The sequence below is a fragment of the Pseudomonas sp. No.21 genome, assembly GCF_054558415.1.
Map to the genome: position 1 here is coordinate 217,947 of NZ_BAAJNO010000004.1, position 14,261 is coordinate 232,207.

Consider the following 14,261-nt stretch of genomic DNA (forward strand, 5'->3'; position numbering starts at 1 on the left):
GCCGGCATTATGCGGACCTCCCGGCGCAGCGACCAGTTGCCGCGCTGCGCAATCGGACACAGATCGAGCATTTATGCCCTTCCCTCTCGACTTCGCCGTCGACCCCGTCACCCTTCTGGTGCTGGCGGCGGTCGCATTCATCGCTGGTTTCATCGATGCCATCGCCGGCGGCGGCGGCCTGCTGACCATTCCCGCCCTGCTCACCGCCGGCCTGCCGCCCCACCTGGTGCTGGGCACCAACAAGCTGTGCGCCACCTTCGGCTCGGCCACCGCCAGCTACACCTTCTACCGGCGCAAGCTGTTCGAGCCGGCCAAATGGCGCGGCGCGCTGATCGCCACGGCCCTGGGCGCGGCCATCGGCGCCGTCATCGCCCATTGGCTGCCGGCCCACTGGCTGAACCAGATGCTCCCCGCCGTGGTGTTCGGTTGTGGCCTGTACCTGCTGTTCGGCAAGGTGCCGGACGCCCAGCACGCCGTGGACGCTCCCATTCCCCGCCGTCGCCAGTGGCCCCAGGGCCTGGGCCTGGGCTTCTACGATGGCGTCGCCGGCCCTGGCACGGGCGCCTTCTGGACCGTCAGCAGCCTGCTGCTCTACCCCCTCGACCTGGTGCGCGCCAGCGGCGTGGCCCGCACCATGAACTTCGTCAGCAATGGCGTGGCACTCGCGGTGTTCGTGGTCGGTGGCCAGGTGGCCTGGCTGCTGGGCATCAGCATGGGCATCGCCCTGATGGCGGGCGCCTTCCTCGGCGCACGCACGGCCATCAGCGGCGGGGCGAAGTTCATCCGCCCGGTATTCATCTGCGTGGTGTTGGCGCTGACTGCGCGGCTAGCCTGGCAGCACTGGTTCTGAGTGGCCCAGGCGACGCGCCAGGTAGAGGTCGATCAGGTAGCGCGCGATGGACTTGCTCGCCGGCAACGGCGGCAGGTCATGGATGGAGAACCACTGGGCGTCCTCGATCTCGCCGGGCTGCGGGACGATATCGCCACTGACGTACTCGGCGTGGAAGCCGAGCATCAGCGAATGCGGGAACGGCCAGTTCTGGCTGCCGATGTACTGCGGCGTGGCGATCTCCACGCCGACTTCCTCGCGCACCTCGCGCGCCACGCACTGCTCCACCGATTCGCCCGGCTCGACGAAACCGGCCAGGGTGCTGTAGACGCCACTGACGAAGCGCGGCGAACGCGCCAGCAGCAGCTCATCACCACGGGTCACCAGCACGATCATGCTCGGCGACAGGCGCGGGTAATGGTGCACGCCACAGCTCTGGCAATGCATGGCACGCTCGCCGCTCACCTGGCTCATGCGCGCGCCGCAGCTGCCGCAGAAGCGGTGATGGTCGGCCCAGGTGCCGATCTGGGTGGCGAAGCCGAGCATGCGGAAGGTGTCCGGATCGCCCTGCATCATCAGCTGGCGCAGGCCGACCCAGGCGCTGCCGGGCACATCGGCGGTGCTCGCCAGCTCAAGCAGGTAGATCTCGTCGCCATCGAAATGGCCGATACCGTGTTCGGAGAGGATCGGCAGGTCCTGGCGCTTCAGCCATTCCCGGGGGAACAGCACGCCGTTGCCATCGGCGAGGAACTGCTGGCGGCAATGGGCCAGGGCCCAGCCACCGGTGCGACCGGCATCGAGCAGGCCGGGCTGCCAGCGTTCGCCAGCCATCAGGCAGCCACCGACAGGCCCAGGGCGCGAACGCTCTCGGCGGCCAGGTCGAGCACGCTCGGCTGGGCGTCGGGGCGCAGCACGCCGCCCCCCTCGAGGTAGTACTCGAGGCTGGTCAGCGCATCGGCCAGGGTTTCCAGCAGTTGTTCGGACGGCATCTGCGGCGCTTCGATCATGTCTTTCTGGATGAAGTCGCCACAGGCGCCCACCAGCAGGGCCGCACGTTCCTGGCCGAGGAACCAGAGGCCGCCACGCACCGCCTGCAGGGTCAGGGGCACGTTGGCCAGGTGCAGCTTGTCGCCGTTGGACTCGAGGTACGCGGTGATGGCGCGCTTGGCCATGGCCAGGCCCGCCTGGGCCTCATCGATGACCACAATGCGCGCCTCGGTCAGCTGGTGCTGGGCGAAGGATTCGGACTCGGTCATCGCCTGGGCGGCGGCCTGGCGGCTTTCGCGGCGCTCGCCACGCTCCAGGTCGGCGACCATGCTTTCCACGTAGAGCACCGCGTCCGCCAGCTTGTGCAGGGACTCGGGCGCGGCCGGCGTCGCCTCGCTCCAGCCCGCCACCACCGGCAACTGGGCGTGCAGCGCATTGGCGGCGGAGGTCTGGCCGACCATGCCGAGGGTCTTGGCCAGCTTGCCCAGCAGCGCGTGAAGGCTGCCGAAGCTGTCCGCCTGGGCGGTACCGCGCTCGATCAGGTCGAGCACATCCTTGACGCTGGCCAGTTCCTCGCGGATGGCCGAGGACAGGGAACGCATCACTGCCTGCCCCGGGCCGGCCAGGCGCTGGTATTCCTCTTCCAGCAGGTGGTCGGTGAAGGGCAGCGCGGTCATGCCGAAGACGGTGCGCAGCTCGCTCGCACGGGGTCCCTGGGTATCGGCCAGGGCGACGAGGTAGAGCAGCTCTTTCTGCAGGCTGCGGGGCGCCTCGTAGAGCTCGTTCGCCAGCAGCTGCTTCAGCTCGCGGTCGATGCGCGAGAACAGCTGCTTGCGAGCCTTGCGCGGCAGCAGCTGGCCGTCCAGGACGGCCTCGACGGCGGCGGCGCCGATCCAGCACAGGCGTGCGCGCGGATCGATGGCGTAGAGGCTGTCGAGGCGACCGAGGGCGCGGCCCATCAGCTTCAGGCTGGCCTGGGTGTTCTGCTCGCGGATGAAGCCCAGCAGGCCCACCTGGTACATCTGCCGCAGGCGGCGGGCCAGGAGGTCCTGGGCGCCGGTCTCGGGCAGGTTGGCGGCGGCGGGAACGCGCGCCTGGTCCAGGCGCACGCTGAAGAAGAAGCTTTCCGGCAGCGCCGGCTGGCCGGCGGCCTGGCGCAGTTCGTTGATCGCCGGCAGGAGCAGCTCGGGCATTTCCTGGCGATGGGCGTCGACGTTCTCCAGGTAACGGCGCAGGACGTAGAGCGCATTGCTCAGGGCCGCCAGCTGGGTGTCACGCTCCTCGCCGACACCGGCGGGGATGTCGGTCGCCTGGTCCAGGACTTCCTGGGCCAGCAGTTCGGCGCCGGTGAGTTCGATGAGGTTCAGGGTGCCGCGCACCTGCTGCAGGCTTTCCACGGCCTGTTGCAGCAGGCTGCCGTTCTGCCGCTCGACGATGAACTGCTCGAGGCTCTGTTCGGCCTGTTCAATGGTGGCGAACAGCTCGTCGCGCACCAGGCTCAGGGAAGTGGCTCCAGTGACCATGGGTCTAGCGCGCCTCCCGCGCGGAGTTCTCGTACAGCATCAGTCGGCGAATTCCGGCTTCTGTTTGTTCATATGGGCGGCCATGGCCACACGCAGGTCGGCGGATTGCAGCATCGCCGCATTCCAGGTGGCGATGTATTCGAGGCCGTCGTCGACACGGTGGTCACGCATGTAGCGGATCATTTCCTTGGTGCCACGCACGGCGACCGGCGACTTGGCGGCGATCTCGCGGGCCAGGGCGAAGACCCCTTCCAGCAGCGCGTCGCGGTCGGCGTAGGTACGGTTGACCAGGCCGATGGAGCGGGCCTCCTCGCCGTCGATGGTGCGCCCGGTGTAGGCCAGCTCGCGCATCATGCCGTCGCCGATGAGGCGCGGCAGGCGCTGCAGGGTGCCGACGTCGGCGGCCATGCCGATGTCGATCTCCTTGATGGAGAACTGGGCATCGGTGGTGGAGTAGCGCATGTCGCAGGCGGAAATCAGGTCGATGGCGCCGCCCAGGCAGTAGCCCTGGATGGCAGCGAGCACCGGTTTGCTGCAGGTGTCCACCGCATTGAAGGAGGCCTGCAGTTCGAGGATCTTGCGCCGCAGCGCCAGGGCGTTGCGCCCCACATCCTTGCCCAGCTGGGCGCCGACCGACGCCAGCAGCATCAGGTCGATGCCCGAGGAGAAGTGCTTGCCGGCGCCGGAGAGGACCACCACGCGGACCTCGTCGTTCTCGCTCGCCCAACGGAAGATGTCGATGATCTCGACCCAGAAATCCGCGTTCATGGCGTTGATTTTCTCGGGGCGGTTTATTTCGACGTGGGCAATCTTGTCTGCCAGTTCTACGCGAAAGGCTTTGTAGTCGGACACGGCAGTCATCCTCGCCAGTTCTGGTGCTGGCCTGTCAGAAATTTCAGGTTTTTTGAATCCGGCAACTATATCAAGCGTTCGATGAAAGTCGAAGGCGACCTCTGTGATGCAGGACACGCCATGGCAGTGACAAGCCGCTTGCAACGCCGCTCAACGACGCGAGCCAAGGGCCTCCCCGTGCACCCGGTTGCGCCACTGGCGCCAGGTGTAGAGCGGGATGCCGGCCATGAGCACGAGGAATCCCCAGAAGATCGCCTGCTCGCCCGTGCCGTAGAGCGCCCAGATCGAGTAGGCGAAACCGAGCACACCGATGGCCACCAGGCGGCCCCGCTCGCTGGCGGAGAAGTCCCCCGGCTGCACCGCCAGTTGCTGCAGCAGCGCGGCGGTGCAGAAGGCGTAGGGCACGACGCCGGTCATGGTGCCGAGCAGGATGATCACGTTGAACACGTCCACCAGGTCGCCCTGCCCGTCCACCAGCACCAGGGCGGTGACCAGCACGCCGGAGATCAGCAGGCCGTTGGCCGGCACGTCGTGCTTGTTGGTCCTGGCCAGGGACTCGGGCAACAGGCCGTCGCGCGCGGTGGCCATGGGGATCTGCCCCTGCAGCAGCACCCAGCCGTTGAGCGCGCCGAGGCAGGCGATGACCGCGCCGGCCGCCACCAGGTGGTAGCCCCAGTCGCCGATCAGCACCCGCGCCGCATCGGCGAAGGGCGCCGTGGAGCGCACCAGGACCTCGGGCGGCAGCACGCCCTGCACGGCGGTGATGGAGAGGATGTAGACCGCCGCCGCCACCAGCGTGCCGAACACGGTGGCACGGGGGATGGTGCGCTTGGGGTCGCGCACGTGATCGGCCGGCACGGTGGCGGACTCCAGGCCGATGAAGGACCAGAGCGTCAGCGCCGCCGTGGTGGCGATGGCCTTGGCGTAGCCGCCGGAACCGGGCGGCAGCTCGCTGACAGCGGGGATGCGCAGGTACTCGGGGTGGAAGGAGAACCAGCCGAGCACGCCCACCAGCAGCAAGGGGATCAGCTTGAGGGCGGTGAGGATGTTCTGCGCCAGGCCGAAGGCGCCGATGCCGCGCAGGTTGATCAGGGTGCAGAGCCAGATGGCACCGATGGCGGTGGCGACTGTCAGCAGCGGGTCGCGCAGGGCCGGGAAGAACACCTGCAGGTAGCCCACCAGGGTCACCGAGATGGCCGCGTTGCCGATCCAGGCGGCCTTCCAGTAGGTCCAGGCGCAAAGGTAGCCGGCGAAGGAGCCGAAGCCGTCGCGGGTATAGGCGTAGGGCCCGCCGGCACCGGGGTTGAGCCGGGCCAGGCGGGCGAAGGTCAGGGCCAGGATCACCGCCCCGGTGCTGGAGATGAGCCAGCCGAACAGGCTCAGGCCGCCATAGGCCGCGAGACTGGAGGGCAGCAGGAAGACCCCGGAGCCGATCATGTTGCCCACCACCAGCGCGGTGCAGGTCCAGAACCCCATGGTGCCTGCCCGGCTCGCCGGTCTTTCCTCGCTCATCGCGCCCCCAGGCTCGTCATTCCCTGATGCAGTCAACGGTATAGCAGCGCCCCGTGGGGCTGTCGTCGTGCTGCAGGCCGTGGACATCGGAATCGAAGCCGGGGAAGCAGGTGTCGAAGGTCCGGGCGAAGGCCAGGTAGTCGATGATCGAGCGGGTCTCGGCGGTGAAGCGTTCGCCCGGCATGATCAGCGGGATGCCCGGCGGGTAAGGCACCAGCATGACGGCGGCGATGCGCCCCTGGAGCTGTTCGATGGGCACCGCCTCGACCTCGCCGCGCACCAGCTTGTCGTAGGCTTCCGAGGGCTTGATCGCCAGCTCCGGCAGCGCGGTGTACATGCGCCGCATGGCGCGGGCGGTGGCGTTGTCGCGGTAGCAGGCGTGCAGCTCGTCGCACAGCTCGCGCAGGCCCAGCCCCTGGTAGCGGGCACCACCGGCACGGGCCACCGAGGGCAACGCGCTGGTCAGCGGGGCATTGGCGTCGTAGGAGCGCTTGAACTCCAGCAGCTCGGTGAGCAGCGTGCTCCACTTGCCCTTGGTGATGCCCATGGAGAACAGCACGAGGAAGGAGTAGAGCCCGGTCTTCTCCACCACCAGCCCGCGCTCCCAGAGGAACTTGCCCACCACGGCGGCGGGAATCCCCTGCTCGGACAGCTTGCCATCGGCGCTGAGGCCGGGTGTGACCAGGGTGACCTTGATCGGGTCGAGCAGCACGTAGTCGTCGGCCACGTCACCGAAGCCGTGCCAGTCGGCGCCCGGCTGCAGCAACCAGTCGCGGGTCGCCACCGACTCGGCGCCCTCCACCTGCGGCGGTTCCCAGATATCGAACCACCAGTCCTGGGCATCGAGGGTCTGCCAAACGTTGGCCAGGGCGCGGCGGAAGCTCACCGCTTCGTCGAAGGTCTCCTGGATCAGCGAGCGCCCGGCGGGGCCTTCCATCATCGCCGAGGCCACGTCGAGCGAGGCGATGATGCCGTACTGGGGCGAGGTGGAGATGTGCATCATGAACGCCTCGTTGAAGCGGTCACGGTCCAGCTGGCGACTGCCGCCGTCCTGCACGTGGATCATCGAGGCCTGACTGAAGGCCGCCAGCAGCTTGTGGGTGGAATGGGTGGTGAACACCAGCGGGCCGTCGTCGGTGCGCCGGGTGCCCATGCCGTAGCGCCCGTCGTAGAACTCGTGGAAGGCGGCGTAGGCGTACCAGGCCTCGTCGAAATGCAGCACCTCCACCACATCGCCCAGCGCCTGCTTGATCAGCTCGGCGTTGTAGCAGAGGCCGTCGTAGGTGGAGTTGGTCACCACCGCCAGCTTCACCTTCGGCGCCCGGCCCCGGGCCAGGGGGCTGGCGTCGATCTTGGCCTGGATGGATTCGCGGCTGAACTCGCTGAGCGGGATGGGCCCGATGATGCCCAGCTCGTTGCGTTCCGGGCTGAGGTACAGCGGGATGGCGCCGGTCATGATGATCGAGTGGAGGATGGACTTGTGGCAGTTGCGGTCCACCAGCACCAGGTCGTCGCGGGCGACCATGGAGTGCCAGACGATCTTGTTCGCCGTCGAGGTGCCGTTGATCACGAAGAAGGTGTGGTCGGCACCGAAGTTGCGCGCGGCGCGGGCCTCGGCCTCGGCGAGCGGGCCGGTGTGGTCCAGCAGCGACCCCAGCTCGGGCACCGAGACGGAAAGGTCCGAACGCAGGGTGTTCTCGCCGAAGAACTGGTGGAACGCCTGCCCGACCGGGCTCTTGCGGTAGGCGACGCCACCGCCGTGGCCGGGCGTGTGCCAGGAATAGTTGGATTGCGCGGTGTGCTCCACCAGGGCGCGGAAGAACGGCGGCAGCAGGCCTTCGAGGTAGTTGCGCGCGGCGCGGGCGACCTGCCGGGCGAGGAAGGGCACGGTGTCTTCGAAGAGGTAGAGCAGGCCGCGCAGTTGATTGAGGTCGGCCATGGCTTCGGCCGGGGCGTTCTCGATGGTGACCTGCTCGCCCAGGGCGAAGATCGGCAGTTGTGGTGCGCGCACCCGGGCCACGCGGATCAGCTCGACCACGTCCTGCAGCAGCCGCTGGTTCTCGCCCGCGCCTTCGGCGGCGACGAGGATGCAGGCCAGGCCATGGTGGGTGGAGGCGACGATGCGCCCTTCGGCGGAACTGGCGGTGGAGAGGATGGCGAAGCCGTCCTGCTCCAGCTCGCGGGCGATGCCGCGCACGCGATCACCGGCGACCGTGTCGGCCTTGATGTCGCGGTGGACGATGAGGATGGGGAACTTCAGGTCTTTGTACATGCAGGCTTCCCGAGGGCGGCGGGGGTCGTCCCGCCTGTGCCCTCAGGGTAGAAGCTTGCCGGAGTCGACGGAACCCCGACTGCCTCAGCCTGTAAGAAAAGGTCGCGCCTCTGGAACTCGGCCGGCTCAGGCTTCCGGAGCCGCCGGTTGCTCCATCTGCACCCAGAGCGCGGGGGCGCCGGAGGACTTCTCGATCACCGCCATGCGGGCCATGTGGGCCTGGACTTCGGCCTCGCTGGCGAGGATCACGCGGCCCGGCGCGCGGCCGGTGATGCGACGGATGGGGCTGGCCTGCGGACCGTTGCCGCTGTCCTCGCCGCTCTCGCCCGCCAGGGACAGGTTGGTCTGGCCACCGGTCATCGCCAGGTAGACGTCGGCGAGGATCTCGGCGTCGAGCAGTGCGCCGTGCAGGTCGCGGCCGGAGTTGTCGACGTCGTAGCGCTTGCACAGGGCGTCCAGGCTGTTGCGCTGGCCCGGGTGGCGACCGCGAGCCATCAGCAGGGTGTCCAGCACGCCGCAGTGTTCGGCGATGTCCGAGCGGTCGCTCTGGCCCAAGAGGGCGAATTCGTTGTTGATGAAGCCGATGTCGAACGCCGCGTTGTGGATGATCAGCTCGGCGCCCTTGATGAACTCGAAGAACTCGTCGGCGATGTCCTTGAAGCGCGGCTTGCCCACCAGGAACTCGTTGGTGATGCCGTGGACCGCGATGGCGCCCTCGTCCACTTCGCGATCGGGCTGCAGGTAATAGTGGAAGTGACGCCCCGTCAGGCGGCGGCCCTCCAGCTCGACGCAGCCGATCTCGATGATGCGGTGACCATCGGTCACCGGCATGCCGGTGGTTTCGGTATCCAGTACTACATAACGCATGTTCGGGCCCGTGAATGAATGGCTCTGTATATAAGGAGGGGAAGCCGCAGGCGGCATTCTAGCGGGCGTTCAGCTCGCTGACACCCCGATTGGCCAACTGGTCGGCGCGCTCGTTGCCCGGGTGGCCGGTATGGCCGCGCACCCATTGCCACTCCACCTCGTGGCGGTTCACCTGCTCGTCGAGCAGTTGCCACAGGTCGGCGTTCTTCACCGGCTGCTTGGCGGCGGTCTTCCAGCCCCGCTTCTTCCAGTTCGGCATCCACTCGCGGATGCCACGCATCACGTATTCGGAGTCGGTCACCAGGCGCACCTTGCACGGCCGCTTGAGCTCGGCCAGGCCACTGATGGCGGCCATCAGCTCCATGCGGTTGTTGGTGGTGTCGCGCTCGCCCCCCCAGAGCTCGCGCTCGACGCCCTTGTAGACGAGCAATACGCCCCAGCCACCGGGACCGGGATTACCCTTGCAGGCGCCGTCGGTGTACATCTCGACTTGATCGGTCACTTATGCCTCGTGTTTCGAATCGCGCCGGCTGACCTTGGCCACCGGCATCGGCACCAGCTTGCCCATGGGCTCGCGGCGTGCCGGACGCAATGGGCGCAGGCCGACCACCAGCTTGCGCGCCACCAATAGATAGAAGCCGGCGCCGAACCATTGCCCGGCGCCTCCCCAGCGCTCCAGCCGGGCCAGGCGCGCTTGCCAGGCCGCCGAAGCGAGCGGCGGACGATAGCACCCGAAGCGGCGTTTCTCCAGCGCGAAGCCCAGCAGGTTGAGCCAGTCCGCGACCCGCGTCGGCGAGATGCAGCGGGCCTTGCCCAGGGCGTCCCCGGCGAAGTAGTGGCGCAGCCCCCAGGGGCTCCAGGGGTTGACCCCGACGATCAGCAGGTGCCCGCCGGGCCGCACGCTGCGCGCGGCTTCACGCAGCAGGCCATGGGGCGACAGGCAGAAATCCAGCCCGTGCTGCAGCACCACCACGTCGGCGGCGTGCTCGCTGAGCGGCCAGGCATTTTCCTCGCAGACGATCTCGACGCCGGACAGCGGCGCGCCCAGGTGCACGCTGCGCTGGATCTGCTTCGCCCCCGGCGGCAGTTCGGCGCGCGGGCCGTAGTGCACCAGGTAGCCACCGAAATAACGTGCCAGTTCGTCCTCCAGCAGGCGCTGCTCCTCGAACAGCATCAGGCCGCCGAGCGGGCCTTCGAACCAGGTGCGCGCATCGTCGATCAGCTCGATCCAGGCGGGGTCGGCCTGGGCGAAGGCTTTCTCGGTCATGGAAATCTCCTGCATGGGAGCCCTAAGATGCTCCTTTGCTCACTGATTGGCGACCGGATCATGATACAGATCGACCCCCTGCGTGCCTTCTCCGACAACTACATCTGGCTGTTGCAGGATGCGACGGAACGCCGTTGCGCGGTGGTCGACCCGGGTGACGCAACACCGGTGCTGGCCTGGCTCGAGGCCCACCCCGGCTGGACCCTGTCGGACATCCTCATCACCCACCACCACGCCGACCACGTCGGCGGCGTCGAGCGCATCAAGGCGGCCACCGGGGCCCGCGTGCTCGGCCCGGCCAGCGAGCGCATCCCCGGTCGCGACCAGGCCCTGGGCGAAGGTGACCTGGTGCAGGTGCTGGGTCTTTCGTTCCGCGTCATCCACGTGCCCGGCCACACCCTCGGCCACATCGCCTTCTTCCACGCGGATGCCACGCGGCCGCTGCTGTTCAGCGGCGACACCCTGTTCGCCGCGGGCTGCGGGCGCATGTTCGAGGGCGACCCGGAAGGCATGCAGGATGCCCTCGCCCGCCTCGCCGCGCTGCCGCCGGAAACCCTGGTGTACTGCGCCCACGAATACACCCTGAGCAACCTGCGTTTCGCCCGTGCGGTGGAGCCCGGCAATGCCGATGTGGCGCGACGTTTCGAGGAAATCACCCGACTGCGCGAGCAGGACGGCGTCAGCCTGCCCACGACCATCGGCCTGGAACGCCTTACCAATCCCTTCCTGCGGGTGAACGAAACATCCGTAAAAGAAATAGCCGACAAGCGGACCGGGACCCACAATCCCGCACCCGCACAGGTCTTCGCCGTCATCCGGGCCTGGAAAGACGGCTTCTGAAACCCCTCTCAGGTCACAGTTGAGCTGGTGAAAACTTGACCACCCCCGGGTCGGTTTCTAGAATCGCCCGATCTTTTTGCCCGGAAAAGCACCCTGACCAATGCCGTCCAAGTCGTACCAAACCCTTGATCTAGACGCATTGGTTCGAGCCTCCCGGGCGCTCGTGCTGGTGTGCGCCGCCGCGCTGGCTGGATGCCAGAGCGCCGCCCACAAGCCCGAGGACGAGGGCCAGGACACCGACCTCGCCGTCGGCATGCAGCAGCAGAACCAGTGGCTGGACGAGGTGCCCGTCGAGCGCGAACCCCAGGACATCTGGGTGCGCATGCGCAAGGGCTTCGCCCTGCAGGACGAGATCGGCGTCAACCCGCGCATCGAGCAACAGCGCCTGTGGTTCGTCAGCAATCCCTCCTTCGTCGAGAACGCCAGCCAGCGCGGCAGCCTGTACATCCATTACATCGTCGAGCGCCTCGAAGAGCGGAAGATGCCGCTGGAACTGGCGCTGCTGCCGGTGATCGAGAGCGCCTACAACCCCTTCGCCTATTCCCGCTCCGATGCGGTGGGGCTGTGGCAGTTCATCCCCTCCACCGGCCGTCACTTCAACCTGCGCCAGACCAGCTGGTACGACGGCCGCCGTGACATCACCGCCTCCACCAATGCGGCCATGGACTACCTCGGCCGCCTGCACGAAATGTTCAATGGCGACTGGCTGCTGGCCCTGGCCGCCTACAACGCCGGCGAAGGCACCGTGAGCCGTGCCATCGAACGCAACCAGAAGCTGGGGCTGCCCACCGACTACTGGAACCTGCCGCTGCCCCAGGAAACCCGTGACTACGTGCCCAAGCTGCTGGCCCTGTCCCAGGTGGTGCTGGCGCCCGAAGCCTACGGCGTGAACCTCAGCCCCATCGCCAACGAGCCCTACTTCGAAGTGGTCGAGCTCAAGCAGCGCATGGACCTGTCCCGCGTGGCCGCCATGGCAGAAGTGGACGAGGACGAGCTCTACCAGCTCAATCCCGCCTTCAAGAAACGCATCACCGTGGACGGCCCGCAACAGCTGCTGGTGCCGACCGAGAAGGCCGAGCTGCTGGCCGCCAACCTGTCGATGATGAAGCCGCAGGACCTGGTGGAGTGGCAGGAGTACAAGGTGCGCAACGGCGACAGCCTGCATGGCATCGCCAACCGCTACCACGTGACGGTTAACACTCTGAAGGAGATCAATGGTCTTTCCGGCAACCACCTGCGCGTGGGCCAGGCCCTGAGCATCCCGGTGGAGCCGGGCGCCAAGCCGAGCCAGCCGCTGTTCCAGAACCTGGCCCGTGCCGAGGAGCGCCCGAGCAGCGCACCGCGTACCTACAAGGTGAAGAATGGCGACAACCTCTGGCAGATCGCCAAGCAGACCAGGGTCGATGTGGCTGATCTCAAGCGCTGGAACCGTCTTTCCGGTAACGCCCTGAAGGTTGGCCAGAGCCTGGCGCTGCAAGCTCCCGGCCAGTCAACCGCAACGAAGGGCACCGCGCGCATGGTCGCCTCGATCGACAAGCCCGGCCGCGATGCGGTGACCTACTACAAGGTCAAGGAAGGCGATTCGCTCTACGTGATCGCCAAGCGCTTCAACGTCGAGATGAAGCACCTGCAGCGCTGGAACCCGCGCAGCGGCCACGCCCTCAAGCCCGGCCAGACCCTCACGCTCTACCTTCCCTGAGTCAGGGCCTCCAGGCATCGCCCGGCCAACTGGGCGAAGCGCTGGAAGGCGATGAACTGTTCATGCTTGAGCGCCCTTCCCGATAGCCGGCAGTCGGCGTAGATCACCCCGATCTCGCGGCTGCCCGCCCGCAGCGGTGCGACGAAGAACATGCCCTGGCCGAACCAGCGGCGCATGGGCTGGGTCACCAGGTCGCTGAGGCTGTAGCTCGCCGGAATTCCCATCCACAACGCCTCGCGACTGCGCAGCACATAGCTGAACAGATGCGGCTGCTCGGGCAGTTCCGCCGGCAGCTCGAACTCGCTGAGCCAGTGGGCACTGCCCTCGCCCACCGCGCGCTTGGCGCGGAAGCGTGTCTGCCGATCGGCAAGCACGGCGATCATCACCCGCTCCAGGCCGACGCCCTGGTGCAGGCCCTTGGTCAGGGTATCGAGGATCAGGCTGACATCCGCATTGCGCGAAACCATCATCCCCAGGTCCTGCAAGGCCTGCTGCATCAGCAGCAGGTCCGGCTGCAGCAGCCGCGCCTTGCGCTGGGCCTGCTGTTGCAGCAACTGCTCGGGATCGGTATTGGGGATCAGCGCGCAGAGCTTGCTGGCACCGAAGGTCGCCGCCACCTTCACCGCCTCGTCGGCGCTGGACAGTACCTGCTGCATCGCTTCCTCGGGGGTGACGCCGATGAAGCTCGCCAATTGCTCCACCAGCTTGCCCATGGACGCCGAATCCCAGCCTTCGAGAGCCGCCTCGCTGATGCGCACGCCGAGGCTGACGGCCTTTACCGAAGGGTCGTTCTGCGCGCCGCCGCCCTGGGCCAGGGCGACGATCTCGCCGAGGTTCCAGCTCTTCACCAGGCCACCGGTGAGCTGACGGAAGCTGGTGCCCAGCACCTGGCGCACCGCCTCGTCCTCGTCGACGCCCGCCTGGGCCAGGGCGCTGGCCAGCTCGTCGGCCTGCTCGCCGCCGCACCCCCAGAAAGCCAGCTCGCCCAGGTGGTAGAGCAAGGCGGCGATGAACACTTCCTCCTGATCGCGGGTGAGCACGTAGCCGGCGATGTTGCGGGCCTGCACGGCGGCATGGAAGGAGCGTGCGAGCAACTCCTGCAGCTGCTCGCGCGGGGCGCGGGTGAGCAGGCCGTCGATCAGCGACAGCGACAGGCCGATCAGCCTCACGTTGTCGAAGCCGATCAGCACGATCGCCCGCGAGATGGTGCGGATCGTTTCCTGGGAAGGGTTGTAGTAGACGCTATTGCCGACCCGCAGCACCTTCGAGGTGAGCGCGGCGTCGCGCAGGAGCACGTCGGCCAGTTGCTGGACCGACGCCTTGTCGTGTTGCGCCAGCTTGTGCAGGTCCTGCACCACCGCGGCGAGAGCGGGCAAATCCGCCTGATTGAGCCTGTCGATCCATGACTGCAAACCATGGCTACGTGAACCCAAGATAGGAACCCCTGCACGTTTTCCGGAAGTGTAGTCAAAATGCTGGCCATCCGGCCCTGAACCAGCTCTTTTTCCAGTGGATACAAGCTGTTACTGTACCGGACAAAATGCCCGCCCGACGGCTCCCGCCGAGGGCCCGAGATGCAGCCGGCGGCACGCCCGTCCGAGGTGTTCATGCCC

General features: G+C 67.5%; 12 protein-coding genes. 3 read left to right on the top strand and 9 right to left on the bottom strand.

The genetic code is table 11. The annotated features are described in order from the left end of the window. Positions 1-73: 73 nt before the first annotated feature. Positions 74-850: a TSUP family transporter gene (locus ACYJSS_RS09440; protein WP_236205663.1), complete on the top strand. Its 777-nt coding sequence runs from the start codon at positions 74-76 to the stop codon at positions 848-850. Here the strand turns inward: ACYJSS_RS09440 and nudC are convergent. The 8 genes from nudC to ACYJSS_RS09480 form a co-directional block, all read right to left on the bottom strand. Further along, positions 827-1,660 (bottom strand): NAD(+) diphosphatase, encoded by an 834-nt coding sequence (gene nudC, locus ACYJSS_RS09445; protein WP_236205664.1) that lies wholly within the window; start codon positions 1,658-1,660, stop codon positions 827-829. The two genes, ACYJSS_RS09440 and nudC, sit on opposite strands and share 24 nt — an antisense overlap. Continuing rightward, a complete protein-coding gene (locus ACYJSS_RS09450) occupies positions 1,660-3,339 on the bottom strand; it encodes a ferrous iron transporter B (protein WP_111261340.1) in 1,680 nt (559 codons plus the stop codon). The genes nudC and ACYJSS_RS09450 overlap by 1 nt, the downstream gene beginning before the upstream one ends. 39 nt (positions 3,340-3,378) lie before the next feature. Continuing rightward, a complete protein-coding gene (locus ACYJSS_RS09455; RefSeq protein WP_111261339.1) occupies positions 3,379-4,191 on the bottom strand; it encodes a crotonase/enoyl-CoA hydratase family protein in 813 nt (270 codons plus the stop codon). 150 nt (positions 4,192-4,341) lie between these two features. Further along, the gene (locus tag ACYJSS_RS09460) at positions 4,342-5,667 is read right to left on the bottom strand and encodes an amino acid permease (RefSeq protein WP_178082944.1); all 1,326 of its coding nucleotides are present in this window, start codon (positions 5,665-5,667) and stop codon (positions 4,342-4,344) included. A gap of 52 nt (positions 5,668-5,719) precedes the next feature. Beyond that, positions 5,720-7,975 (bottom strand): arginine/lysine/ornithine decarboxylase, encoded by a 2,256-nt coding sequence (locus ACYJSS_RS09465; protein WP_236205665.1) that lies wholly within the window; start codon positions 7,973-7,975, stop codon positions 5,720-5,722. A 126-nt stretch (positions 7,976-8,101) separates the two neighbouring features. Next, positions 8,102-8,842 (bottom strand): DNA polymerase III subunit epsilon, encoded by a 741-nt coding sequence (gene dnaQ, locus ACYJSS_RS09470; protein ID WP_111261336.1) that lies wholly within the window; start codon positions 8,840-8,842, stop codon positions 8,102-8,104. Positions 8,843-8,900: 58 nt separating this feature from the next. Next, complete coding sequence (gene rnhA / locus ACYJSS_RS09475) at positions 8,901-9,326, bottom strand: ribonuclease HI (protein WP_111261362.1); 426 nt, start codon at positions 9,324-9,326, stop codon at positions 8,901-8,903. An 18-nt stretch (positions 9,327-9,344) separates the two neighbouring features. Next, the gene (locus ACYJSS_RS09480; protein WP_111261361.1) at positions 9,345-10,109 is read right to left on the bottom strand and encodes a methyltransferase domain-containing protein; all 765 of its coding nucleotides are present in this window, start codon (positions 10,107-10,109) and stop codon (positions 9,345-9,347) included. A 60-nt stretch (positions 10,110-10,169) separates the two neighbouring features. On the opposite strand from ACYJSS_RS09480, the gene gloB reads away from it, so the two are divergent. Both gloB and ACYJSS_RS09490 read left to right on the top strand, forming a co-directional pair. After that, positions 10,170-10,949, top strand: coding sequence for a hydroxyacylglutathione hydrolase (gene gloB, locus ACYJSS_RS09485; RefSeq protein ID WP_236205666.1), 780 nt, complete (start codon positions 10,170-10,172; stop codon positions 10,947-10,949). 100 nt (positions 10,950-11,049) lie between these two features. Then, entirely contained in the window at positions 11,050-12,648 is a 1,599-nt protein-coding gene (locus ACYJSS_RS09490) for a lytic transglycosylase domain-containing protein (protein WP_111261335.1), read from the top strand. On the opposite strand, the gene ACYJSS_RS09495 is transcribed toward ACYJSS_RS09490, so the two are convergent. Then, entirely contained in the window at positions 12,636-14,060 is a 1,425-nt protein-coding gene (locus tag ACYJSS_RS09495; RefSeq protein ID WP_111261334.1) for an HDOD domain-containing protein, read from the bottom strand. The genes ACYJSS_RS09490 and ACYJSS_RS09495 overlap by 13 nt on opposite strands. Positions 14,061-14,261: the final 201 nt, after the last annotated feature.

Excerpts from the sequence above, each read along its gene's own strand:
- ACYJSS_RS09450 (WP_111261340.1), bottom strand. The coding sequence starts at position 3,339 with ATGGTCACTGGAGCCACTTCCCTGAGCCTGGTGCGCGACGAGCTGTTC.
- ACYJSS_RS09440 (WP_236205663.1), top strand. The coding sequence starts at position 74 with ATGCCCTTCCCTCTCGACTTCGCCGTCGACCCCGTCACCCTTCTGGTG.
- ACYJSS_RS09465 (WP_236205665.1), bottom strand. The coding sequence starts at position 7,975 with ATGTACAAAGACCTGAAGTTCCCCATCCTCATCGTCCACCGCGACATC.
- rnhA (WP_111261362.1), bottom strand. The coding sequence starts at position 9,326 with ATGTACACCGACGGCGCCTGCAAGGGTAATCCCGGTCCCGGTGGCTGG.
- ACYJSS_RS09460 (WP_178082944.1), bottom strand. The coding sequence starts at position 5,667 with ATGGGGTTCTGGACCTGCACCGCGCTGGTGGTGGGCAACATGATCGGC.
- ACYJSS_RS09490 (WP_111261335.1), top strand. The coding sequence starts at position 11,050 with ATGCCGTCCAAGTCGTACCAAACCCTTGATCTAGACGCATTGGTTCGA.
- ACYJSS_RS09480 (WP_111261361.1), bottom strand. The coding sequence starts at position 10,109 with ATGACCGAGAAAGCCTTCGCCCAGGCCGACCCCGCCTGGATCGAGCTG.
- nudC (WP_236205664.1), bottom strand. The coding sequence starts at position 1,660 with ATGGCTGGCGAACGCTGGCAGCCCGGCCTGCTCGATGCCGGTCGCACC.
- gloB (WP_236205666.1), top strand. The coding sequence starts at position 10,170 with ATGATACAGATCGACCCCCTGCGTGCCTTCTCCGACAACTACATCTGG.
- dnaQ (WP_111261336.1), bottom strand. The coding sequence starts at position 8,842 with ATGCGTTATGTAGTACTGGATACCGAAACCACCGGCATGCCGGTGACC.